General features: G+C 41.3%; 17 protein-coding genes and 1 pseudogene. 10 read left to right on the top strand and 8 right to left on the bottom strand.

Annotated features, from left to right (window positions below; all coding sequences use genetic code 11):
- Positions 1-22: 22 nt before the first annotated feature.
- From D1367_RS14760 to D1367_RS14750, 3 genes are all read left to right on the top strand, one after another.
- On the top strand, positions 23-982 hold the full coding sequence (locus D1367_RS14760; protein ID WP_118167109.1) for a Sll0314/Alr1548 family TPR repeat-containing protein: 960 nt from the start codon (positions 23-25) through the stop codon (positions 980-982).
- A gap of 119 nt (positions 983-1,101) precedes the next feature.
- Positions 1,102-1,554 carry a DUF3531 family protein gene (locus D1367_RS14755; RefSeq protein ID WP_100898442.1) on the top strand — a complete coding sequence of 151 codons (453 nt, stop codon included), beginning with the start codon at positions 1,102-1,104 and terminating at the stop codon, positions 1,552-1,554.
- Between the two features lie 8 nt (positions 1,555-1,562).
- Positions 1,563-1,994 (top strand): NUDIX hydrolase, encoded by a 432-nt coding sequence (locus D1367_RS14750; protein ID WP_118167108.1) that lies wholly within the window; start codon positions 1,563-1,565, stop codon positions 1,992-1,994.
- A 125-nt stretch (positions 1,995-2,119) separates the two neighbouring features.
- Here D1367_RS14750 and D1367_RS30855 read toward each other — a convergent pair whose 3' ends face one another.
- Positions 2,120-2,269, bottom strand: coding sequence for a hypothetical protein (locus D1367_RS30855; protein ID WP_181984841.1), 150 nt, complete (start codon positions 2,267-2,269; stop codon positions 2,120-2,122).
- Complete coding sequence (locus D1367_RS14745; protein ID WP_118167107.1) at positions 2,253-2,516, bottom strand: hypothetical protein; 264 nt, start codon at positions 2,514-2,516, stop codon at positions 2,253-2,255. Before D1367_RS14745 ends, D1367_RS30855 begins: the two co-directional genes overlap by 17 nt.
- 228 nt (positions 2,517-2,744) lie before the next feature.
- On the opposite strand from D1367_RS14745, the gene D1367_RS14740 reads away from it, so the two are divergent.
- Positions 2,745-3,215, top strand: a complete 471-nt coding sequence (locus D1367_RS14740) for a DUF29 domain-containing protein (protein WP_220450955.1) — start codon at positions 2,745-2,747, stop codon at positions 3,213-3,215.
- Between the two features lie 213 nt (positions 3,216-3,428).
- Complete coding sequence (locus tag D1367_RS14730) at positions 3,429-3,680, top strand: hypothetical protein (RefSeq protein WP_147337370.1); 252 nt, start codon at positions 3,429-3,431, stop codon at positions 3,678-3,680.
- Between the two features lie 13 nt (positions 3,681-3,693).
- On the opposite strand, the gene D1367_RS14725 is transcribed toward D1367_RS14730, so the two are convergent.
- Genes D1367_RS14725 through mfd form a run of 3 tightly spaced genes read right to left on the bottom strand, consistent with a single transcriptional unit; the run spans position 3,694 to position 7,885 of the window.
- Positions 3,694-4,032, bottom strand: a complete 339-nt coding sequence (locus tag D1367_RS14725) for a DUF5615 family PIN-like protein (protein WP_118167104.1) — start codon at positions 4,030-4,032, stop codon at positions 3,694-3,696.
- The gene (locus D1367_RS14720; protein ID WP_118167103.1) at positions 4,029-4,253 is read right to left on the bottom strand and encodes a DUF433 domain-containing protein; all 225 of its coding nucleotides are present in this window, start codon (positions 4,251-4,253) and stop codon (positions 4,029-4,031) included. Before D1367_RS14720 ends, D1367_RS14725 begins: the two co-directional genes overlap by 4 nt.
- Positions 4,254-4,288: 35 nt before the next feature.
- Positions 4,289-7,885 carry a transcription-repair coupling factor gene (mfd, locus tag D1367_RS14715; protein WP_118167102.1) on the bottom strand — a complete coding sequence of 1,199 codons (3,597 nt, stop codon included), beginning with the start codon at positions 7,883-7,885 and terminating at the stop codon, positions 4,289-4,291.
- A 215-nt stretch (positions 7,886-8,100) separates the two neighbouring features.
- Between mfd and D1367_RS14710 the strand changes: the two genes are divergently transcribed.
- Complete coding sequence (locus D1367_RS14710) at positions 8,101-9,429, top strand: hemolysin family protein (protein WP_118167101.1); 1,329 nt, start codon at positions 8,101-8,103, stop codon at positions 9,427-9,429.
- Between the two features lie 127 nt (positions 9,430-9,556).
- Here the strand turns inward: D1367_RS14710 and D1367_RS14705 are convergent, their stop codons facing one another.
- The 3 genes and pseudogenes from D1367_RS14705 to D1367_RS14695 all read right to left on the bottom strand — a co-directional run bounded on the left by D1367_RS14705 (position 9,557) and on the right by D1367_RS14695 (position 18,743).
- Positions 9,557-10,738 (bottom strand): aldo/keto reductase, encoded by a 1,182-nt coding sequence (locus D1367_RS14705; protein ID WP_118167100.1) that lies wholly within the window; start codon positions 10,736-10,738, stop codon positions 9,557-9,559.
- A gap of 685 nt (positions 10,739-11,423) precedes the next feature.
- A complete protein-coding gene (locus tag D1367_RS14700) occupies positions 11,424-17,399 on the bottom strand; it encodes an amino acid adenylation domain-containing protein (RefSeq protein ID WP_228674866.1) in 5,976 nt (1,991 codons plus the stop codon).
- Positions 17,400-17,948: 549 nt separating this feature from the next.
- Positions 17,949-18,743, bottom strand: a pseudogene (locus tag D1367_RS14695) (IS5 family transposase).
- 798 nt (positions 18,744-19,541) lie between these two features.
- Here D1367_RS14695 and D1367_RS14690 point away from each other — a divergent pair.
- The 4 genes from D1367_RS14690 to D1367_RS14675 all read left to right on the top strand — a co-directional run bounded on the left by D1367_RS14690 (position 19,542) and on the right by D1367_RS14675 (position 25,420).
- Positions 19,542-20,984: a sugar transferase gene (locus D1367_RS14690; RefSeq protein WP_181984840.1), complete on the top strand. Its 1,443-nt coding sequence runs from the start codon at positions 19,542-19,544 to the stop codon at positions 20,982-20,984.
- Positions 20,985-21,383: 399 nt separating this feature from the next.
- Entirely contained in the window at positions 21,384-22,826 is a 1,443-nt protein-coding gene (locus D1367_RS14685; RefSeq protein ID WP_118167099.1) for an oligosaccharide flippase family protein, read from the top strand.
- A 56-nt stretch (positions 22,827-22,882) separates the two neighbouring features.
- Positions 22,883-23,881 (top strand): glycosyltransferase family 2 protein, encoded by a 999-nt coding sequence (locus tag D1367_RS14680; RefSeq protein WP_244944941.1) that lies wholly within the window; start codon positions 22,883-22,885, stop codon positions 23,879-23,881.
- Positions 23,882-24,196: 315 nt separating this feature from the next.
- On the top strand, positions 24,197-25,420 hold the full coding sequence (locus D1367_RS14675; protein ID WP_118167098.1) for an O-antigen ligase family protein: 1,224 nt from the start codon (positions 24,197-24,199) through the stop codon (positions 25,418-25,420).
- Positions 25,421-25,474: the final 54 nt, after the last annotated feature.

Genomic DNA, 25,474 nt, shown 5'->3' with positions numbered 1-25,474 from the left:
CGCAATTATTCTGAGAGTTAAAATGACTAAAAGGTTTTCTTCGCCTCGATTAGTAGTGTCTGCGAGACTCACTACCTTTGCTCAGACTGCTTTTGGCGCTGCGTTCGCCTTTGGCGTTGCCCCTTGGGCAATCGCACTTAATCTGTGGGTAAATCCCTCATTGGCTGGCGATCCGTTTCGTAATCGTGAACCTCATCAAATTGGCGACCAAACAGAAGCCGCTTTTAAAGCGATTTTCCAACAAGGCAATTATCCAGCAGCAGAGCGTTATCTGGAACAAGCAATATCTAAAGAACCAAATGAACCTCTAGCTTATGCTATGAAGGCATCTTTAGCATACGGAAATAAGGATTGGGCTAAACTAGATACCTACAGCCAAAAAACTCTAGAAGCCGGACAAAAACTAATTCCTAGCGATCCCTTGCGTGGTAATTTATACACTGCTGTTGGTCATTTTTTAGAGGGAGCAGTAATTATCATCCGTGATGGTACTGTCAATGGTGTACCGCAAGCCTTTAGTCGGTTGCGGCAAGTTTATGAATATTTAGACAAAGCTGAAGCAATTTCTGCCAACGATCCAGAACTGAATTTAATCAAGGGTTATATGGATTTATTGTTGGCAGTTAATTTGCCATTTGCTAGCCCAGATCAGTCAATTGGACGCTTAGAACGAAATGCTGCTCCTGGGTATCTAGTAGATCGGGGTATTGCTCTTGCTTACCGGGATTTAAAACGGTATCCACAGGCACTAGAGTATGTCAACCGGGCGATAAAAACCACATCCGATAATCCAGAAATTTATTATCTCAAAGCCCAAATCCTGAAAGAACTGGGGCAAAAAGAAAAAAGTCAGCAGATGATCGAGGAAGCGATCGCTAATTTTGACAAAGCACTAACTAAAAAATCCCAACTCCCAGGCGGTTTAGTCAAACAAATTGAGAGTGAACGCAAAAATGCTGTTAGCCTTAAGAATCCTGAATAATTGGGCATTGGGCATTGGCGATTAAGTTTTTTCTCTATTCCCTATGCCCCATTCCCCATGCCCTATGCTCCATTTTGATATGCTTATTTGCAGAACAGTAATTGAGATACTAGACCAAAATGGAGATTCAGTTCCGCGAAATTAATCCTTTTGATGTGTGGATTTGGCTGAAATTCAGCACAAATCCTTCTGCACGTGAAAAGCAGTATGTAGAAGAAGTTTTCAATTCTTGGTTTTATCTGGGTAAATTGGGTGCATTTAATGCAGAGAATCTCCAGGTGCAGGACACTGGACTTGATATCAGCTACATGAATTATGATGAGCAAGGGTATGACAAAAGCCTGCTAGCACTGATGCACAACATCGGTGAGTTTGAATATGAGGGACAGTGGGGGCGTTGTTGGTTTGACTTAGGAACCAGTGATGCGATCGCATTGGATATTTTAATCAACGCCCTCAGCCAGCTAAGTCAGGAATATGTCACCATTGAAGAATTGTACATCGGTGGGGAAAACCCAGATTGGCCTATTGAGGGTAGCGAAAGCCGTCCTCAGTCTATTTACGATAATTAGTTACCAAAATGAATAAAGCAGGCGAAATTCGGGTAATAACCTTGGGGCTAATTCGGGATGGCCAACGCATATTTCTTTCTGAAGGCTACGATCCCGTCAAACAAGAAACATTTTATCGGGCTTTAGGCGGTGGTGTTGAATTTGGCGAAACCAGTCGCATCGCCTTAGAACGCGAGTTTCAAGAGGAAATTCAGGCAGATTTAACGAATATTAAATATTTAGGTTGTATAGAGAACCTGTTTACATTTAATGGTAGGCAAGGTCATGAAATTATTCAGCTTTATCAATGTGACTTTGTTGATTCCAAATTTTATCAACTAGAAAGTTTAGTTTTTTCAGAATCACAAACTCATAAACATAGAGCCTTATGGATAGATATTTCTCGCTTGAAATCTGGGGAATTCAGATTAGTACCTGAAGTATTTTTTGAATATTTATAAATCATCTGGAAATCGCACTCAACAAAGATACAATTACTAAACTCGTGTAAAATGTTTGAGTTTCATGATTCGCAAAAGTTGATTTGCAGACAGTGCTGAAGTACCATAGCGATCGCCTTGAAATGCTAAACTCCACCTTCTAACTCCTCTAGGTCATCTACTGTCAGTGGTGCTTGGCCACTGTGGCGCACATACAATACATTAACTGTAGTACCTCGAATTGTAAGCTCAATCTGAGCTTCGGCGATTGGGGTAATCTCAACCTGAAATGCCATACTTTTGCTGCATTTCTTGAACGAAATCCCCAATGGGGCGAGTTTTGCCAGCGTTGAGTTCCTCGAAACCTTGTCCAATTCCAGCAATTGTCTCCAACTGATCAATCAGTTGGCGTAATTTACTGGGGTCGATTTTACCAGGGTCTAGAAAGGTGACGAGAACTTGAGAGCGATCGCTGACATCTTGTGGTAGCTGGGTGAGGTGAATTTGTCCATCCTGATAAATGCCTTCGATAGTTTTTATCATAAGTTTAAGTTGAGTTGGTATTTACCTTAATTCTACCAACTAGACTCAAAGGGCTGGGTTGGAATTCCCGCCTGCTCAAAAGCTTTGCGGCAGTCTGCCACTCTTTTAAAATACAAGCGATCGCTCTCAATAGCAGAACTAGTATTTGAGACAGTTCTACAATAAAGGCAAAGACGTTGAGGTTGAACTAACCTAATGGGTGTACCTGAAACAAACCCAAAGATACCAATGCTTTCACCAAGCCTCTACGAAACTGATTTTTACGCTTGGACACAGGAACAAGTAACTTTACTTCGCAATGAACACTGGAGTCAGATTGATCTGCAAAATCTGATTGAGGAGATTCAATCTTTGGGTAAACAGCAACGTCAAGAACTGCGAAACCGTCTTAGTGTTTTGATTGGACATTTACTAAAATGGCAGTACCAGTCAGGGCGTCGTAGCCGTAGTTGGTTAGCAACACTTCGTATTCAACGCTTAGATATTGCTGAACTGCTCGAAGACAATCCTAGCCTCAAACCCTACCTTGAAGAAGCACTTCGCAAAGCCTACCTTAGAGGTGTCGAATTAGCTGTTGGAGAAACAGATTTGCCCAAGCGGACTTTTCCGGTAGAGTGTCCTTACAGTTTGGTAGAGATTGTGGACTATGATTTCTACCCCGGTGAACCAAGCAAATTACTAGATGAATCAGAGCAGTAATTGGAAATTAAAGTAAATCTTCTTCAGATAGCTGGGCTATTTTCATCAAGGCTTTCAAGGTTCCAACTTTCAAATCTTGATTGCGGCCTCTAAAAGAGCTTTTTGTAAACTTTTATTTCTGCGATTGAGTTAGGTATCCAATGGCTGGGATAAGTAAGTTGGCATGATAAAACCCATGTATATTTCAATACGCTTGGGTTAGCGCCAAAAACCTTGAAATGTGTAGGTTGGGGAGCCACTGCGTTGGGCGGGTTTCCCGACTTGAAGCAAGTGGCGTTTGAGGAACGAAACCCAACATTTCGGGACTTTGTTGGGTTAAGCTTTAGCGTTACCCAACAAAGCAATTTTCCACAAAGCCAAAATCCACTAGCATCAGCAGCCGGACGCGATGTTTTACGTCGTGGAGGTAGTGCTATAGATGCTGCGATCGCGAGCAAAAAGAGTAAGGAAATAAAACTACATTAACTCAGTACAGTTGCTAATCTCCGCTAATTTCGACTAACACTTCACCTGTTCGCAAAAGCTCTAATGCTTCTAGCAAAGTAGCACTCAAAATCTCTTGCAACCGAGCATTTGATGTGTTTCCGCACGTTAACCAGATAATTTGTGGTGGTGATCCAAGACGAACAACCAAGTCAACAAAGTCGCTATCCTTGGTTATCAAGATAACTCCTTGAGCTTTTGCTGCCTCAAAAATCTGAAGGTCTTCAGCATCTCTCAGACCAACATCACGTAAAGCTAAAGCTGTTATACCAAAAGTGTTGCTGATCCAAGTTGCGATCGCAGGGGATAAATGTGCATCTACCCAGATTGTCATGCTACTAAGACTGGATGATTAAGCTTCCGCGAAGCATATATTAGTGCTGCTTTGAGATCGTCGGCTTCAAGATCAGGCATTTCTTCTAAAATTTGTTCTGCACTAAGTCCAGCAGCAAACAAGTCCAGTACATCTGATACCCGAATTCTCATGCCTCGAATGCATGGACGACCACCACATTGTTTGGGATTAACTGTAATTCTTTTAAGTAATTCTGACATAGATTTTCACTTGATTACTAATCTTTTTCTACCACTCAAACAACAGCTGCCTCTGGAATCGCACCCTGCATTCTCCCGAAAGCATCAATCAAATTCTGCAATTGTTGATCTGCTTTAAATACTCCTAATCCGCGCACCGTCACTTTACCAGGAGAATAGACAAAACGCGTCTTGAGATTGTCTGGTAAATTCGCCGCTAACAAATTCCAAGCGGGTTCCTCCATCGGTGTTTCTAAAACAACGTGCTGCTTGTTTTCTGGTTTAATTCGGCTAAATCCAAGTTTTTTTGCTAGCTGTTTGAGTTCCATGACTCGCAAAAGTTGATTTGCAGGGACAGGTAAACTACCATAGCGATCGCTCCACTCGGCTGCAATCTGTTTTAATTCTGATTTAGATTTAGCTGTGGCCACTGCCCGGTATGCACTCATCTTTTGATCCAAATCGGTGATATAATCTGCCGGAATAAACGCCGTCAGGTTGAGGTCAATTTGGGTATCCTCCACTTTCGGAATTTCTTGTCCTCGGATTTCCCGAATTGCTTCTTCTAGCATTTCCATGTATAAATCAAAACCGATGGCATCCATTTGACCGGATTGTTCTGCACCTAGCAAGTTACCTACACCTCTGATTTCCATGTCACGCATCGCTAGTTGATATCCAGAACCCAACTGAGTAAATTCCTGAATCGCTCGTAATCGTTGCCGTGCTGCATCAGATAATGCCCGTTGCTTTGGATAAAATAACCAAGCATGAGCTTGGATACCTGCACGTCCCACACGACCGCGTAATTGATACAACTGTGCTAATCCAAAGCGGTGAGCATCTTCAATTAAAATGGTGTTGACTCGCGGAATATCTAAGCCAGATTCAATAATTGTTGTACAAACCAGGATATCTGCATCGCCATTGCTGAAAGTGAGCATGGTTGATTCTAACTCGCTTTCATCCATTTGACCGTGAGCGATCGCAAATCTAGCTCCTGGTAAAACTTCTCGTAAATTGGCTGTTGTCTCTTCAATGCCATCTACTCGTGGAACTACATAAAATACCTGTCCGCCTCTGTCTAATTCTTGACGAATTGCGGTGCGGATACTTTCAGAATTTATCGGTGAAAGATGGGTTTTAATTGGTCGTCTAGTTGGGGGTGGCGTGGTAATCAAACTCATTTCCCGAATTCCCGACAAGGACATATACAAAGTCCGGGGAATGGGAGTGGCTGAGAGGGTAAGCACATCAACCTGAGTTTTCAGGCTTTTAATTTTCTCTTTTTGGTTTACCCCAAATCGTTGTTCTTCATCCACTACTAATAATCCTAAATCCCGGAATGTCACGCCTTTACCTAAAAGTTGGTGTGTACCAATTACTACATCTAATTCACCCGTTGCCAATCGTTTTTGAATATCGCGGCGTTCTTCAGCAGACCGAAAACGGTTGAGCAAACCGACATTTACCGGGTAAGGTGCAAAACGTTCTTTGAGTGTATGGTAATGCTGCTGTGTTAAAATAGTCGTTGGCGCAAGGAGTGCCACTTGTTTACCGGCGGTGACTGCTTTAAAAACAGCACGAATCGCCACTTCCGTCTTGCCAAAACCGACATCGCCACAAACTAACCGATCCATTGGGCGATCGCTTTCCATGTCGCGTTTTACATCTTGTACAGCTTTGAGTTGATCCGTTGTGGGTTGGTAGGGGAAAGAATCTTCTAATTCCTCCTGCCAAGGCATATCTCCTGGAAAGCTAAAACCTTGTTGTTGCGATCGCGCTGCATACAGTTTCAACAAGTCCACCGCCAATTTTTTAATCGCTTTGCGGACTTTATTCTTGGTATTTTCCCAAGCTTTCCCAGTCATCCGATTGAGTTCCGGCGCTTTATCACCTGCGGCGCGGAACCGAGATAAAGCACCTACTTGATCGGCTGCGACTCTTAATAACCCATCAGCATACTGCACCACCAAATAATCACGGGTTTCATTATTAATTGTCAAACTTTCCAGCTTGACAAATTTGCCAACACCATGATTTCTATGAACCACATAATCGCCTGGACGGAGTTTATTGGGATCAACTTGCTTAGAAGTAGCTTTGTGACGCTTGCGGATATAGCCGGGAGTCGCCAAAGAATGCTGCCCAAAAAATTCCCGATCTGTGACGATTACTATTCGGTAAGTAGGCAGGATAAAACCTTCTAGTTCCGCAAGACCAGAATATTTTAAGGCTATGGGAGTATGGTTAATTTGCAGCTTATCGATCGCTTGGTAGTCGCGGGGATTGGGGATAAACTGAGCCGGACAGTCATGTTCTTGCAACAGTGAGACAGAACGCGAAGGTTGAGCAGAAAGTAGCCAGATTGAGAAATTGCGATCGCGTTCTTGGCGGATAGTTTCAGCTAGTTTAGCAAACTGGTGCGGCGTGACAGGAACAGGACGGCTGGCAAGATTAATCCCATCATTTTCCTCTGATAATTCCGATAAATATAATGTTTTAAACTTGGCAACATCAGCCAAACACTCATCAAACGACCGATGAATTTTCGGCAATCTTAGGGGAGTAGATTCTTCCCCATGCCCAATTTCCCACTGTTCCTCGGCATTTTCCACCCAGCGATCGCTATGAGCATGACACTGTTCAGGCTCATCAATGGCAATCAGGGTATTTTCTGATAAATAGTTTAGCAAAGATGCTGGTTGCTCAAAAGCCAACCCCAAAAAGCGACGACTACCCTCCAAAAGTGATGACTTCTCAGTGCTAAGTTCTGACTCAGAATTTAACTCATCACTCATAACTCCTAACTCATAACTATTCTTCAGCGCCGCCATGACGATGGGAGCAAAGCTAGTGGGGGTAAGAATTAACTGATCAACTTTGTCGAGGGCGGAACGTTGGGTTGCTGGGTCAAATTCCCGCATTTGCTCGATTTCATCACCAAACCATTCCAGGCGGACTGGAAACTCAGATGAAACTGGGTACACATCAACAATATCGCCCCGTCGGCTCCACTGTCCTTCTGTTTCCACCAAAGGTACTCGTTCGTACCCCAAAATAGTTATTTTCTCACTGAAGGAATTCAAGTCTAATTCCATCCCCCGCTTCAAAGTCAGACAGAATTGCCCAAAAGCTTCTGGTGGTGGTAAGTGGGGTTGTAGCGCCCCTTGGGTAGCCACAATTGCCAAAGGTCGCTTCGCTCCGGTACTGGGAATTGGGAATTGGGGATTGGGAACAGACAAGGGAGTAACTTTTTCAATAGTTCCCTCTTGTCCTCCTAATCCCCAGTCCCCAGTCCCCAGTCCCCTATCCCCTGTTACCAAATCTGCCAATACCTGCATTTGCCCCCAACTCATCTCAGTTTCCGGGTCAAAAGGTTCGTAGGGAGAAGCCTCGGAGGTGGGGTAAAAATGTACTGTTTGCCATCCCATTGCCTCCAGTTGTGCATAAACGCGTCCAGCTTCTTCCAGAGTGGCGCAAACCACAAACAAATCCTTGCCCGTAGCCTGTGCCAATGCCGAAGCCACCAAACCCTTGGGTAGTCGAGGAACGCCATTTAACCGCAATTCTTGTTGTCGGTTTAGCTTAGAAATAAATTCAGTGGTGAGCGGCGATCGCGCTAAGGCACGCACAATAGAAGAAAATGACATAAGTACTACTAGCGGTGGGAGTCTTTGTGGATCAGAAAATCTTCAGGCAGTTTATGTCAACTATTTTAAAAGGTTAACGGTTGACGGTTGACGGTTAACAGTCAACGTGAAAATAACTATTACTTTGTGTACAGTCAAAGCATTTATAGAAGCACCTTTAATACTAGATACTAGGTATTGAGCTACGTTCGCTCTGATAAGCGGCAATTTTAAACATGTCCTCCATAAATTTTGAAATTTTAATCATTTTGGTGCTAATTATTGCCAACGGCGTGTTTTCTATGTCTGAGATGGCGATTGTCTCAGCCCGGAAAGTTAGGCTACAACAGCTTGCCAATCAAGGAGATGCCAAGGCAAAGGCAGCATTGAAACTTGCTGAGTCTCCAAATCATTTTCTGTCAACCGTCCAAGTAGGTATTTCCCTGATTGGTATCCTGACTGGTGCTTTTGGAGGAGCAACAATTGCTAACCGACTGGCAGTCTATGTAAAACTTGTGCCCTTGTTAGCACCTTATAGTGAACCGCTATCTTTCGGAATAGTGGTTTTGATCATTACCTATTTGTCACTGATTGTTGGCGAATTGGTACCGAAGCGTTTGGCATTAAACAACCCAGAAAGGATTGCATCGATTGTAGCGATTCCTATGGAAGCCTTGGCGGCGATCGCTTCTCCTGTAGTCTTTCTCTTAAGCGCTTCTACTGATTTGATCCTGCGATTACTGGGAATTACAGCTTCTACCGAGCCGCAAGTTACCGAAGAAGAAATTAAAATCTTAATCGAGCAAGGTACTGAGGCGGGAACCTTTGAGGAAGCTGAACAGGATATGGTGGAGCGAGTTTTTCGTTTAGGCGATCGCCCTGTCAGCTACTTAATGACACCCCGCCCTGATATCGTCTGGCTAGACTTGGATGACTCTGCCGAAGAAAATCGCCAAAAAATGGTTGATAGTGCCTATTCTCGATATCCAGTTTGTCAGGGGGGACTTGACAATGTGCTGGGTGTTATGCCTGTTACTGACTTATTAGCCCGGAGTTTTCGAGGAGAACCGCTAGATTTGACAGTGGGATTGCGACAGCCCGTATTCGTGCCAGAAAGCACCCGTGGTTTGAAAGTTTTGGAATTGTTCAAGCAAACAATCACTCACATGGCGTTAGTAGTCGATGAATATGGTGTGATTCAAGGATTAGTCACTCTCAACGACATCATGAGCGAAATCGTGGGTGATGTTCCTTCAACAGATGGGCAAGATCAACCACAAGCCGTGCAACGCGAAGATGGTTCCTGGCTTTTGGATGGGATGTTGCCTGTAGAGGAGTTTTTGGAACTTTTCGGTATGGAAGAGTGGAAATCCGAGGAAAGCGGCAGTTATCAAACCTTAGGTGGTTTTGTGATCACCCATTTAGGCCGTATTCCTGCCGCAGCAGATCATTTTGAATGGCAAAGTATGCGAATTGAAGTGATGGATATGGATGGTAACCGCGTTGATAAAGTCCTAGTCGTACCAAAGGGAAGTAAATCAACGGATACGGCGCAATCTGATTAGGAGTTAGGAGTTAGGAGTTAGGAGTTAGGAGTTAGGAGTTTGGAGTTAGGAGTTTGGAGTTAGGAGTTTGGAGTTTGGAGTTATTTCCCCCCTAACCCCATGCCCCATGCCCTATTTATGCAATTTGTCAAGTTTTTGATAGACGTTGGACGGCCTCACCTGCCAACATCTGATGGGCTTGTGCCAAAACTTGGGGGATTTTATCGGCGTGGGGATTGCGGGCGAGACATTGGCGCAAGTCTAATTCATCTAGCCGATCGGCTTTGTTGCCGGGGAACCAGTGGCCACCATTGCCAAGCAGGTTGTAACGCATTTTGGCATACTCTACCAGATCGTAGGCGATCGCTAAATTTCGCAGCCACAAAATCACCCGAATATTTACCTCACCAGGGGTTTGGTTAAAGGTTGGTAGATTTGTTTCCCAGGATTTTACCCAATCTTCTCCCAAAGTAGCGATCGCTTCTGATTCCAACCTTGCTAAAATTGGCGGCAAAATTTCTGATGCCCGATCTACTAATTCTAAAGTCTTCAGGTGTTCATCAAAATCTTCTGGTTTTGCTGCTCCCAAACTTAAGGTATGCACCTCTTGATGACTCAAACAAAACAAATCATTAAACACCATTGGACTCAACGGGGCGCAAAGATTTACTAATTTTTCTGGAGGTTCATACAATAAACCTCCTTTATTAGATGGGCTAATGATAAACACCCCCATATCCTGGCGTTTAGCTGCTTCAATTGCCGCCCAATTCCATTGATTAATGTAGTACCAATGCAAATTCACGTAATCAAATAGATTGGTATTAATTGTCTGCACAATCATATCTGTTGATCCGTGTGTGGAAAAGCCAATAAATCTAACTTTTCCTTCTGCTTGCAACTGCTGCGCTACTTCCAAACAGCCACCAGGGCGGATGCTGTCATCAAACGACTCAGGATGATTGATACCATGCAACCCTAAAAGGTCAACATAATCTAGCTGGAGATTTTGCAATGATTGTTCAAATGTCTCGCGGAATTCTTTCGCATCTGCCTTTGGGCTGATTTTGGTCTGAACAATCAACTTTTCACGGGGAAATTGAGGTAGAACTCTTCCCAATTGCATTTCGGAAGTGCCATAACCACGAGCAGTTTCAATATGATTAATCCCAACTTCGACTGCCCTTCTAATAGTCGCTTCCAGATTCGCCTGACTATCAGCAGGAATTTCATTATTGGGAACATCTTTCCATGTAAACTGATATCTCATGCCACCGCAGGAAAACACTGGCATCTGTAATTCTGTGCGTCCAAATCGTCTGTATAGCATTAGTAGATTGTGAATTGCTTGTCAACTTAAAATCTAAAAACAACAGCCATTCAAGTCTACAGTGCCACAATAATTAAGGATTTTCAAAGAATATAGCGGTTCTCGTTTGGATGCAACACAGTAGGGGCACAGCATTGCTCACAGGTGTCAACTTAACGTAAAAACCAGTCTAGACAGAGCTTTAAAAGATTGCCTCGTTTGCCTCGTTCCCAGTCTCCGACTGGGAATGCCCGTCCTTGAGGCTCCGCCTCTCTTTCTAGCGGCAGAGCCGCAATTGAATAGCATTTCCAGCCTCTTGCTGGAAACGAGATTTGAATTAAGAACTTCCAAAAAATAAATTATCCAGTCGGGTGAGTTACGGCGTTAAGCCTAACGCACCGCCTACAAATAACAGGTGTGTTACGCTGCGCTATCAAGCCCCGTACCCTCTTGGTTTCTTTCAATCCTAGTACTTACGCATTGACAGGAAAGCCGAAATGACAGGTATGCTTTTCAAGGCTTTTAACCAGATTTTTCAACTATCTTTTTGCGATCGCGGCTAACAAAGGATAGTTTGTAAAGGCCTGAAACAACCTATTTACGTTAATACATAAGATAATTCATTTGTACAGTGCGTAAGTCCTAAATCCTAAATCCTAAATCCAAAATTGGTTGACTTCTTTTGCAAAATTAGGGGGTTGTTAGATTAATTCTTTGGAGACTGCGCTTGGATTAAGCAATTTCTCAATGTTTCGGCTAACACCTGTACATGCGGCTCATTAAGTAGTCCAAGGTGAGATCCGGGAACATAATGGATATCTAATCCTCCAGCAACTACTTCGCCCCAGCCAAATTGAGGATCGTATTCTGTGCCTATAGCTTCGTCCCGATTTTGATCCTCTGTTCGCAAGAGGATAACTCGATCAGGGTAAACCGGGAAAATATATTCACTAACGGCTTGAGTGTTAGCATCTATAATCTTTAAATGCTTATCACTTATAGGTATATCTAGTGCCACTTCCAGGTAACGGTTATATGTATTTTGAAGAAGAGACTTACGCCAATAACTCCATCTCATAACCCTTTGCCAAAGGTAGGCTGGCCCTTGTTGAACGATATTATTTAAATGCAAGAAAAATCGCCTGAACAATGACGCCCGCCAGCTATAACCTGGACGGCAACTATCAAGCACAACTAGAATACCAACTTGTTCGCCTTGCTCTCGCAGTTGCCTAGCCATCTCGAAAGCAACTACACCCCCAAAAGAATAACCTCCCAGAAAATAAGGGCCATTGGGCTGAAGGGTCTGGATTTCTTGAATGTAGTGAGTTGCCATGTCTTCAACCCGTGTATGGAAAGGATGTTTTCCATCTAGCCCTTGTGGTTGTAGTCCGTAGAATGGTTGGTTTGGCCCCAAATGCTGTGCCAATTCACGGAAACACAAGACTTCTCCACCCAGTCCGTGAATACAGAAAAAAGGTGGCTTGGAACCATTGGGTTGAATTTCTACCAGAGATGACCAAGTAGTTCTTGATTTGTCTAAGGTATTTACTAAAGTTTTGTTTGCTGCTAAATCATCTTGGCAGATTATTTTGGCTAAAGCCTCTACAGTTCCTGACTGGAAGAGAATGGCAAGAGGCAGATTTTTATGAAATGTCTTCTCAATTTGCCAAAATAGTTTTACTGCTAATATGGAATGTCCTCCTAGCTCAAAGAAGTTATCCTTGACGCCAATGGGATGGACACCTAAAGTTTGTTCCCAAATCTTTATTAGCTGGCGTTCCACTTCATTACGGGGAGCAACAAAGGTGGCTTCCGATTCTTGCCTTGATAAGTCGGGTGCTGGTAAGGCTCGACGGTTTACCTTGCCGTTGGGGGTTAAGGGCATGGTGTCCAGCAAGACGAAAGCTGAAGGGAGCATATACTGAGGCAGCTTTGTCAAAAGAAAGCTACGTATGTCAGTAATTGTAGATGCCCAGTCTTGATTCGGGATAATGTAAGCCACTAAACGTTGATCCCCAGGAACATCTTCACGGGCAATTACTACGGTTTGGAGTACATGCGGGTGCTGGGCTAATACCGTCTCAATTTCCCCTAGCTCAATGCGTATCCCACGGATTTTAACTTGATGATCTCGGCGACCGAGAATTTCTAGAGAGCCATCTGGACGATAACAACCGCGATCGCCTGTATAATAAAGCCAATCTCGTTCGTCATTCCGAAAGAGGTTTTTCACAAACCGAGAACGGTTTTCTTGTTGAGCATTTATGTAACCCAAAGTGCGGAATGGCGTTCTCATAACGATCTCGCCTGGTTCACCAATGCCACAGAGTTGGTTATTTGCTGTTAAAACTAGTGCTTGAGTTTCAGGAAGCGGCAATCCTACTGGCTGTATCCCTGGTGTACACTCCACAGGTATTTTGTAATAACACTTCGCCAAAGTTGTCTCTGTCGGGCCATAGAGATTAACAATTTCACCTGATTCTGGAAAAGCATCCCGCCACCTATATATAAGTGTCTCCTTGAGAGGTTCTCCAGCCAAGAACAACCAGCGTAAGTTACGTAGATAGACTCCTGACGGCACATTGGCTAACCATGATTGCGCCAGCGATGGAACTGTATGCAGCACAGAAATTTGCTCATGTTCCAAGTAATTCAGAATTTTAGTTGGTTCCAGGTTATGCCCTTCTTCTGGCAAACACAGGGTTGCACCACTAGTCAAGGGTAAGAAGATGTCTCTGAGAACTACATCAAAGGAAAGACCTGTCAATTGGGCTACCCGGTCTTGCTGACCAATTTCAAATGTCTGCCTCTGCCAGTTGAGAAAATGCGCCAGCCCTTTGTGACATCCCAGCACCCCCTTAGGTATACCAGTGGTGCCAGAAGTAAAGAAAATATAAGCTGGATCATCGGCAGTGATTTCAGGCAATTTTATTGCTTCACTGCTGTCCTGGGGTGGATTTATCGCTTCCCCTGTGTCTGGGTTTACACGGATGATAATTAAAGAATTGTATATTTCTTTGTCTTCTGGACGCTGACTATCGATGTGTAATATATATTTAGCTTTAGCTTCCTTTAACATGAGCAGGTGGCGATCGCTAGGAAGTTTCGGATCGAGAGTCAGCAGAACACCGCCACTCAAAAGTACAGCGTTCATACTCGCAATCAGTCCAAAGCTTCGTGTCCCGAACACGGCTACAACATCTCCCCGTTGGACTCCATGAACCAACATCACCCCCGCTAAAGCTTGAGCGCTTTTGCCCAATTCCCCATAATTCCAAATGCGAGATCCTTGACGGAGTGCCGAATGTTCTGGGGTACGATTTACCCAAGAGGTAAACATTGTTGTTACCAATTCGTACCCTGGTTCTGGCAAAACCGCCCTTGGTTCTGGCAGCAAAATTTGTGCTTTTGGTGTCACCAGAGAATACAAACTAATCTGGCATTCCGTTGCAGCAACAATTTGATTCAACAAATGATGAAATTGATGCAGCATTTCCATCATCCGCTCTGAAGCAAACAGATCGGTGTTGTAGACTAAATCAAGTTGGATTCCCTGGTTTTTTTCTGTTACATACAAGGTTAAGTCGAACTTAGAAGCTGTTTCTAACATCGAAACTGGTTCTATCGCCACCCCAGGTAGTTCTAGTTGGATATCCTTGAAATTGAGCATATTAAACCACACTTGAAACAGTGGGTTCCGGCTGGTATCTCGCTCTGGTTGCAGTTCTTCTACCAGCTTCTCGAAGGGCATATCTTGATGGGCATAAGCACCTAATGCCATCTGGCGAACTCGATTCAACACTGAACGAAAACTAGGGTTGTCGGAAAAATCAGCCCGTAAAACGACGGTATTAATAAAAAATCCAATTAACCCTTCAATTTCAGAACGGTTACGTCCAGCAATGGGAGAACCAATGAGAATGTCTTCTTGCCCACTGTAACGGTGCAGGATTGTCCCAAAGGCCGCCAGCAAGGTCATAAATAGGGTGACACCTTCCTGACGCGAAAGTTCTATGAGCGATGCACTCAGAGTCTGCGGTAGGATTAAGGATTGGGCTGCCCCTTGGTAAGTTTGCACTGGTGGCCGTGGGCGGTCGGTAGGCAATTCTAGTACAGTATTAGCACCTGATAACTGGGTTTTCCAGTAGTTTATTTCACTGGAGAGGACTTCACCCGATAGCCATTGGTGCTGCCAGACAGCAAAATCGGCATACTGAATGGGTAATTTTGCTAAAGGAGAAGGCTTACCGCTCAACAAGGCTTCATAAAGAGATGCTAACTGCTGCCAGAGAATACCCATTGACCAGCCATCGGAAGCGATGTGGTGCATCACCAACAAAAGTATCTGCTCCTGTTCGTCTATCTGGAGCAAGCAAGCCCGCAACATTAAGTCAGATTCTAAGTTAAAGGGGCGTTTCGCCTCTTGATTTAGTAGAGATTGTACCTGCTCCTGTGTTACTTTAATTATCTTGAGTTCAACTGGCCGGGGCTTGCCAATAACTTGTATGGGGCTACCATCCGGTGATGTAATAAAGTTTGTTCGCAATGCTTCGTGATGGATAACGATCGCATTTAGTGCCTGTTGTAATATACTCGCCCTGAACTCGCCCGTTAAGCGCAGTGCATTGGAGATGATATAAGCTGGGCTATTAGGTTCCAACTGCTCCAAAAACCACACTCGCTGCTGGGCAAAGGATAAAGGAATTGACTCGCGGTTGGCTATTGGGGGAATTGTCTGGTTTTGAGGATGATTTTCTTGAGTCTGGGTTTGAGCGATCGCTTGAGCTAAACTAGCGATCGTTGGATTCTCAAATAGGATTTGCAACGGCATTTCTATTTGAAAGGCTTGGCGAACCCTAGACATGACTTGAGTCGCCAGCAGTGAATGGCCTCCCAACTCAAAAAAATTGTCGTAAATGCCTACTTGTTCCAAACGCAAAACTTTTACCCAGATGTTAGCTAAGACTTCTTCTGTAGCATTCTGTGGTGGGACAAAGTTAGTTGACAGACCAAGGTCAGATATATGCGGTGCAGGTAAAGCGCGGCGGTCTATTTTGCCGTTGGGGTTTAATGGCAGGTTGTCCAAAAATACAAAGGAGGCAGGCACCATATATTCAGGTAACCGACCTTGCAAAAAGCGACGCAATTCAACCGGACTAGGAATTTGCTCTGGGTTGGCAACAATATATGCTACTAGTTGTTTGTCACCAGGAACATCCTCTCTCGCTATGACTAGAGTCTGTGTCAGTGCCGGATGTTGACCTAATATCGCTTCAATTTCTCCCAATTCAATTCGGAAGCCACGAATTTTCACTTGGTAGTCAATACGACCAAGGAACTCGATATTACCGTCTGGTAAAAAACGTGCCAAATCTCCAGTTTTGTAAAGACGTGCCCCAACTTCAGAGCTAAAAGGGTTGAAAATGAACTTCTCTGTGGTTAATTCTGGACGGTTAAGATAGCCTCGCGCTAGACCAATCCCGCCAATGTGCAGTTCACCTGATTCACCAACAGCCACAGGCTGTAAATTTTCATCAAGGATGTAAATCTCTGCATTAGTAATAGGGCGACCAATAGGAGCAATGGTATAATTATTACCGCGCTGACAAGTCCAAAAAGTGGCATCAATAGAAGCTTCTGTCGGGCCATAGCAATTATGGAAAACATTGTCCAAATTCAGTTGGGCAAAGAAGCGTTCTATGAGTTCGCTAGGTAAAGCTTCACCACCGCAGGTAATATGCCTAAGAAATCGGCAATTCTCAATTCCCTTCTCTTCTAGTAAAACACGCAGTATAGAAGGTACTAAAGCCAAGACAGTGATTTGCTGCTCAATAATCACCTTCACTAGGTAAGCAGTGTCTTGCTGTCCACCAGGGCGAGCCAGGATCAATTGCCCCCCAAAGCACAATGGCCAGAATATCTGCCACACTGAGGGGTCGAAGCTGAAAGAGATAGTCAGTAAAACTTTATCTGCTGGAGTTAATCTAAAGTTTGTTTGCCGCCAGTATAGTTGATTGCAGATACCACGATGAGGGATCATTACACCCTTTGGCTGTCCTGTAGAACCAGATGTGTAGATTACATAGATCAGGTTATCAACTGTCGTTTGATTTACAGGATTTTCTTGACTGTTTTGGGTGTCACTTTGCCAATTTGAATCTAGACAAACCACTTGCGCCTGATGCGGTGGTAAGTTATTGACCAATTTCTCTTGGGTCAACAATACTGGTGTCTGGGTATCTGATAAGATGAACGCTAAACGCTCTGGGGGATATGCCGGATCTAAAGGCACATAAGCGCCTCCAGCTTTGAGAATAGCCAGTATTCCTACGATCATCTCCAAAGAGCGCTCCAGGCAAATTCCCACAAGGACTTCAGGCCCAACTCCCAAACTACGTAAGTGATGCGCTAGTTGATTCGCCCGCTTATTTAACTGTTCATAAGTAAGTTGTATATCTTCAAATACTACAGCAATTGCTTGAGGCGATCGCTCTACTTGCCTCTCAAACATCTCATGAATGCACAGATCGTGATCAACTACTTGAGTGTCATTACATGCTTCTAGAACTTGAGTGCCGATAATGTGAGTTAGGGTATTTAACTGAATATTTTGCTTATACTCTGGAGTCTGGCTATTTATCTGCATTTTATATATATCAACTCCATCAACAAATACCATTGTTTTAATTTATTATTTATTGTAAATGTTTTTATACAAAATTCTCTGCTAAACCGCACATTAATAAATTCCCTCAGGATCGAAGTCTAGCTAGGCTTCTATAGCAGTCCAGTGTACGAAAGGCTTCTGGCTTGCACTACCCAGGCTAATTATTATACGCATATTCAAATATAATTGATACTTAAAACTCTAACTATTCGATTTTATTCAACATAAAAATTACCAAGTTTTTCCCAAATATTTTATTCTTAGCTAAAACTTTAAAAATGCATTTAAATTTAAAAAATAGCGTGATTAAATTGTTGAGGTATCAGGGAGAAGCATTTAATTTCCGGCTTGACGTTTACTTTACAAATCTTTTTTTGCTTTTTTGTATAACTATATGGTTTAAATACAATAACTGAAAAGACTTTATCTTTTTTTACGAAAATTTGCTGAAGTAAAAAATAATTATTACCGAATCTTCATTGTGTTTATTCAAATGTAAAAATAGTGTAAAGACAAAAAAATGCTTCTCTGTCAGTAAGAGAGCATTTATAAAGTAAATCTTTAGACAACAAGACGACGCAACATGATACGAGTCATGACAGCATAGATAGCAGCTTCACTCATTTCTGGAAGACGTTCATAATCCTTACTGAGACGACGGTACTGATTCAGCCACCCAAATGTTCTTTCTACTACCCAACGTTTGGGCAAAACCTGAAATTCTTGCTCAGTACGCCGCATTACCTCAACATGAGCTTGAATCATCAACCAGACACAAAGCGCAAATTTATCACCGTCATAGCCAGAATCAACCCATAAAACTTCAACTTTTTCCAGTAATTCTGGACGTTCCTCTAACAGTTCCATCAAAGCATAGGCAGCAAGTACTCGTTCTGGGGCATTTGCTTCACTTACGACCACTTTCAACAACAATCCCAAGCTATCAACTAAAGTCTGCCGCTTTCTTCCTTTTACCTTTTTACCGCCATCAAAGCCGTACACATCCCCCTTTTTTCAGTCGTTTTTACCGACTGGCTGTCTGCGGCGATCGCAGTGGGTTGAGTTGATTTTCCTATTTTTTGACGAACTTGGTCACGCAAAGTATGATTCATTTGCTCCCAGATACCTCGTTTTTGCCATTTGCGATAGTAGTTGTAAACAGTTGAACTGGGAGCAAAGTCTCGCTCGTTGCATATCCCATTGACAACCCGTTTTCAGGTGGTAGTAGATGGCGTTACATACTTCTGGCATATCAGTTGTTCGAGGATGTCCACCGGATTTAGCTGGAGGAATCAAAGGAGCTAGAATTGCCCATTCTGAGTCATTAAGGTCTGTAGAATAAGACTTTCGTCTCATTGTTTCCTATGTAAATATACTGTACAAACAGTATTTTATCGTTGGCTTTTTATCTGATGGGTCTCCTTTAGATTTACTTTATAAATAGCCTCTAAGTAAAAATGTTTATAATGCAGATATGACAGGACTTACAGATATCAAACACTGTTGATATTACTTATTATAATGACCAATTATCGAGAGATGCCCATAAAACTCACTCAAGCTCAACCACAATAGGAAGATATGTAAAGTTTTGTAACGAAAATCAAATTTTTGATGCATTTTGTTATACGTTATGTGTGTAAGTTTTGTTAATCAGTAATCATGCGTAAACAAACAGACAACTTCTAAGCAAAGCTGAATTAGTCTAGCTAAACATGCTACAGTAATTCCCGAAGAGATATCATTGTCTCATAGAAGTGGAAATCTGCAATGGAACTGTAGTAACTCAGTTCAACTGTTACGCACCTTAAAAATCCTTCCTAATATTTTTACCTGACCTACTTGATTATTTACGTCAGAAATTTTATTCAACTATTAAGTTAACTCACCAAAAAACCCTTTTTTGGCATCAAAGCTCAAAATTTCCAGGCTAAACCGGATTCTACCCTGTACCAAAAGCTAAGGATCTGGGTAGTAACTGCACTAAAACCCACCTTGGAAGATGCTTTTGATCAAGAATTTAAAGTTAGTGCGAAGAAAATGGTTACTAGTAGACTATCAAGTCCAGGTTTCTTTGAAAGAAAAATGTGAGATCCCCCACTTGTCTTAAAATAGTTTTCCATCAAATTTTAACTACACCAGGTGTTTCTAACTATGAGTAATCAAAGCATTACAACAAGTAAATTCAGTGAAGTGCCTTTAGATTTACGTGCATCTTCATTTGCCAGGGTACGCAAGGGTTCGTGGTGGTTGAGATTAACAACATTATTTCTAGTAGACTCTAGTCTTTTATTATTGGCTTGGGTTTTAGCTGGATATCAATCTTATGATGAGCATTTTACTTCGTATATACAGAGTCATTATTTGCCGATTTTAATAACCATTGGCATTCAAATAGGCTCATTAGCTATCGAGGGTATTTATCGAGAAGGTCAAAAACGCTATGACTATCTCAATATTATAAAATCGTTAACTTTTGCTCATGGATTAATCCTCCTAATTTCCTTTTTATATAAGCCAGTTATTGATGTTACACGCCCAAGAATAATATTATTATCTTGGTTGCTAAGTATATTATTTATTTGTACTGGTAGGTACGCTATAAATATTACCTTAGAATACTTGCGTAAGCAGAAAAAAATAGTTCGTTCTTCTGTCTTCATTATTTGCGATCCTCAAGACCATGAGCAGATAGCTAGCTTTATAAAAAAAGAAAAGCATTATATTGTATCTGGAACAGCTCATGCTAATTCATTAGATAGATATAAACGTCAACAAACATTGAATCAACTCAATGAATTAGGTGTAACAGAAGTTTTTATATCTTGGGATGCTCTAAAAAATAGAATGTTTTTATGCTGGTTATTTCAAGCATCGGGCATCCAAGTACATATCTTACCGATGGAATTAAAACCAATTTATAAAAACATAGAATTTAATAAAATAGGAGGAATGCCTTGTCTGAGTTTGGATTGTCCGATAATTACAGGGAAAGATTTTTGGATAAAGCGCAGTTCTGATTTTTTGTTTGCGACTTTATTTGTAATGTTATCATTCCCTATTTATATAGCTATAGCTATAGCTATAAAACTGGACTCTCCCGGCACAGTATTTTACAGACAAACCCGCATAGGTTTACATGGGCAACAGTTTAAAGTATGGAAATTCAGAACTATGAGGTCTGATGCAGAAAAATTCCAGAAAGAATTAGAAGCATTAAATGAAACGAAAGATGGGATTATCTTTAAAATTAAAGACGATCCTCGCATTACCCGTGTTGGAAAATTCCTTCGACGTTACAGCTTAGACGAATTACCTCAACTTTTTAACGTTATCTTTGGAGAAATGAGTATAGTAGGACCTCGCCCTTTACCTACTAGAGATGTAGATAAGTTTTCTGAACATCATTTTATTCGCCATGAAGTTTTACCTGGTATTACAGGTCTTTGGCAAGTCTCAGGTCGCTCGGATATTTTAGATTTTGAACAAGTGATAAATCTTGATCTTAACTACATCGAAAATTGGTCGCTTCGCTTAGACTTTGAAATTCTCCTCAAAACAGTTATGGTAGTTTTGAAAAAAGAAGGTGCTTACTAAGCAAAATCATCACGGACAGCAATAATTATAGTATTTACATATTGATATAATTATTGCAGTTTTCAGTAGAGTTTCTGTTTCTCACGCATTAAATTTAAATTTTCTACTTTGCTGAGTGATTAACTACCTACTTAAGGGCAATAAAAAGTCTTCCATTTACTACTCAGAGTCTTTGTTTTTGTTAATATAACGGAAATTTTGGCACTGAGTAGCACGCTCAAGCGTGCGATTATCGAAAGCAAACAAAAATGTAATGAAAATGCATTTTATGCTTTGACTGGTATGTATGGAAAAGCTAGAAAAGGTTCTAACGATATATCCCAAAAAAAGTCCAGTTATGAGATATACAGGTATTGGCAATTCAAAATGAGTGAATTAAGGTGAATTAATAATTTAAGAATGGTAGAAAAGTACAAATTCATAAGTAATTCCCTCTCAATGATAGCCAATCGGTTAGCGCAAAGCATAACAGCTTTTGTATTAACCGCTGCTATTGCTCGTAATCTAGGAGCTGAAGCTATAGGCCAGTATCTACTAGCCTATACCTACTACTTTATCTTTGTGGGCATTGCTTCACAAGGACTAAAGATATTATTTACAAGAGAACTAGCCCGTGAACCACAAAAAACATCAATTTATTTGATGAGTGGTACTTGGCTGCAATTAATATTTAGTTTGCTTACTTATGGGGCGTTGGTGATTGTAGTATTTTTACTTCCCTATAGTTCCAAAACCTCGACTACTTGCTACATAATGGGCTTAACGATCATTCCCTTTGCTCTTTCCAACGTAACAGAGGCAATTTTCCAAGCTAAAGAAAAGATGCATTTGATTGCGATCGCTACAGTCCCAGTGTATGTACTACGCCTAATAATAATGATCTGGGCGATGCAACTGAAGTATGGAATTGAATCTCTGGGAGCGATACTATTTTTCTCGGAAACATTAATTCTGATAATTGAATGGATTCTGATCGCACAGTTCGTCAAAATAGAATGGCAGATTGATAAACATTTTATATGGACTACAATTAAAAGTGCGCGGACATTTTTTGCTATTGAAGCAATAGCTGTAGTCAGTAGTAGAATTGAAATACTGATTCTTTCATTGTTAGGAAATGAGTTTTTAGTAGGTCTTTTTGGTGCAATAGTTCAACTGCTACAACCATATTTAATTATTGCCAACAGTATAACTGTAGCAATGTTTCCGAGACTCTCAAAAGTAATAGATCAAGGACGAGAAAAGCAGCAGAAGATAGCTGAAAGCTTTATTGAAATTTTACTATTTATGGGATTACCCTTATTCCTTGGATTGTTATTTTTTGGTAAAGACTTACTGATTTTTATTTATGGTTCTAGCTTTGCTCAAGGAAGTTTAGCTCTTAGTATAAGTGCTATATCACTGATTATACTGCCCTTCACACGCACACTATGCTCTCTACTTGTAGCCAATCATTTTGAGATGGTAAACCTGCGTGAAGTGGTTATTACAACTACATTAGGAAGCTTGGCAGGTGTAGTATTAGTTTCGCGATATCAGTTAGTAGGTGCAGGTATAATGGCATTGCTAATGACTACTCTTGCATTTAGCCAGTATGTTTACTTCACTTATACTCTCCTATTTCCATTAAAATTATGGCGAGTTATTCGCCGTCCTCTTATCATAAGCACTTTGATGCTAATTGTATTCTTAATTTTAAAAAAAATAAATTTAGACTTTTTATTCACTTTGATTATTGCAATTCCCTTCTATATTTTATTTATTATTTTTCTGAGTATTCATGCTTTAGGCGGAATTAATGTTGTCAGGGAAAAAATTGTAAAAATAAGGATGAACTTTTAATGACTCACCCTGCTTATAAAACAGTAAATTTTGCATAATTTAAGATAACCAAAGCCATGAATATTGAATCCCTTCAAGCAACAAAACCAACAAGCAAAAAATTAGCAATGCTAAATGAAAGTAACCAAATAATAGTCAGCGTCGTGATTCCTACCCGCAATAGACCACAAATTGTTGCCAGAGGTGTCAGAACTGCATTAGCTCAAACGCTACAATCAATTGAAGTGATTGTAATAATAGACGGACCCGATCAGGAAACAGTCAATGTACTATCTCAGATAGCCGAGCCAAGATTGAGAGTGATAGAACTATCAAAAAATATTGGGCCATCAGGGGCTAGAAATGCTGGTGTGAGAGAAGCGAAAGGCACTTGGATAGCCTTTTTAGATGATGATGATGAATGGCTTCCAGAAAAATTGGAGCGTCAACTTGAAGTAGCAAACAATTCCCATTATGATTTTCCGGTTGTCGCCAGTCGTTTTATTTCCCAGACTCCAAAAGGTGAGTTTATTCGTCCGACAAGGCTACCTAACCTCTCTGAACCTCTAAGCGAATATCTTTTTGCACGTAACTCCTTTTTTAAAGAAGAGGGCTGCATACAAACCTCAACTATTTTCGTACAAAAAGAGTTAATGCAAAAAATGCCTCTGGAAGAAAAATTTTACAGACATGAGGATTGGGAATGGTTGCTTCGGGTTACTGCTATGGAAGGTGTAGGAGTAGAGTTTGTGCCTGAGCCTATGGCGATCTGGCATTCAGAAATGGGAATTAAGCGCTTAAGCAACATCAACGACTGGCAATATTCCTTGGATTGGATTCGTGCTACCCGCAATTTAGTAACACCAAAGGCTTATTCAGGCTTCATTGCAACAATGATCACGCCTTCTGCGTCCTCAGTAGGTGATTGGAAAGCCTTTTTTCCTTTGTTGTGGGAAGCTATACGCTGCGGCAAGCCCCGCCCAATTGATATATGCTTGTACTTAATTATGTGGCTGTTCCCTCAGCAGTTAAGGCAGAAAGTTAGCTCTATTTTGACCAATAAGTTCAAAAAATAAGAGGTTCTTCACACAAAGAAAGGCAGAAGGCAGAAGATAAAAAGAATGACAAAAAACCTGGAAGCGTGAATTTAAAGACTACAAAAAAAGCGAGTTTTAGCCATAGCGCGAGGTACAAAACTTCTGTAGTTAAATTATATGCGTTTAAATTTAGGTTACTTCTGTCTTCGGGTTTAATGAAAAAATGTCCATTCAAAAAAGACAGCGCTTTCATCAAAAGTGAGTGAATAGAGATAGTAAAACATTTTTTCAAATTCAGAAGGAGTAGTCATCACAATTTTGTAACTTGTTTAATATATATACAATTGATAAAAAATGAGAAAATTTTTAATTTCCGCCGAAGAAATAGTTACAATAATTTGTTTGATGATCTATTCAGGAACTCCACTAGAACCGTTGATGACCAATGGCTTTACCCTCAAAGAAGGTGATAGACTCATAGCGCGATTGCTTTTCACTTGTACGTATATAGTTGGCCTTTCCTTAATTACTCTACGTTGGAAGAAGGCTAGTTACGTCTTTAGTAAAGATAAATTTATTTGGATATTGCTCGGAGTTTGTATACTTTCTAGCTTTTGGTCTTTAGATTCAGATACTACTCTACGTCGTATTTTAGGTCTGGCAGGAACAATGTTCTTTGGGGTTTATTTAGCCTCACGCTATACCTTAAAAGAACAACTGAAGTTATGTGCATACATGCTTGGGATCTCAGCATTTATGTGTATTTTATTTGCTGTAATATTTCCACAGTACGCTATAGGAAGCGCTGGAGATTCAACAGCTTGGCGAGGAATATACCACCAGAAGAATGTTCTTGGCATGAGATTTTTGCTTAGTGGAGCAATATTTTTCTTCCTTGCCATGACTACTCGAAAAAATCGCTGGATTTTATGGTTTGGCTATGTTGTTTCTGGGTTACTTGTATTATTATCAAAATCCACAACATCTCTAGGTAACTTTATAATTATTACGGCTGCTTTTCTTATATATTATCGAATTTTAAATTTAAAGTATAAAGTAATGATACCTGTGGTCACGTTCCTGGCAACATTTGGTATAGCTTTCTATACTTTGTTTGTCTCACACGCTGATACAATTCTAGGCACAGTAGGTAAGGACACAACACTCACTGGACGTGCAGAACTATGGCCTGCTGTGTTGCAGATGATTGCGAAAAGGCCGTGGCTAGGATATGGCTATGGAGCATTCTGGGAGAATAGTAGTGAGTCTTCTCTTATTGTACAAACGGTACAATGGAAAGCTCCTAATGCTCACAATGGTTTTCTGGATCTCTGGCTAGAGTTGGGTCTATTAGGACTTATTGTTTTTGGAATTGGGTTCGTTATTAATTTATTAAGAGCGGTATATTTAATCCGGTGGAATCAAACATCTCAAAATTTATGGCTCTTAGTTTATTTTACCTATACTATTCTTTCAAATCTAACTGAAACTACATTCTTAGAGCCAAATAGTCTGGAATGGACACTTTATGTATCAGCAATATTATCAAGCAAACTTTCTACACGTGCAAATCTGTAAAAAGAAAATCAATAAGCTTACTCCATATCAGGAGAAGGCTAGGCAGCATTTTGA

This window comes from Nostoc sphaeroides, assembly GCF_003443655.1.
Taxonomy (GTDB): Bacteria; Cyanobacteriota; Cyanobacteriia; order Cyanobacteriales; family Nostocaceae; genus Nostoc; species Nostoc sphaeroides.
The sequence above is the reverse complement of the archived record's forward strand: the minus strand, read 5'-3'. Positions and strand labels throughout refer to the sequence as shown.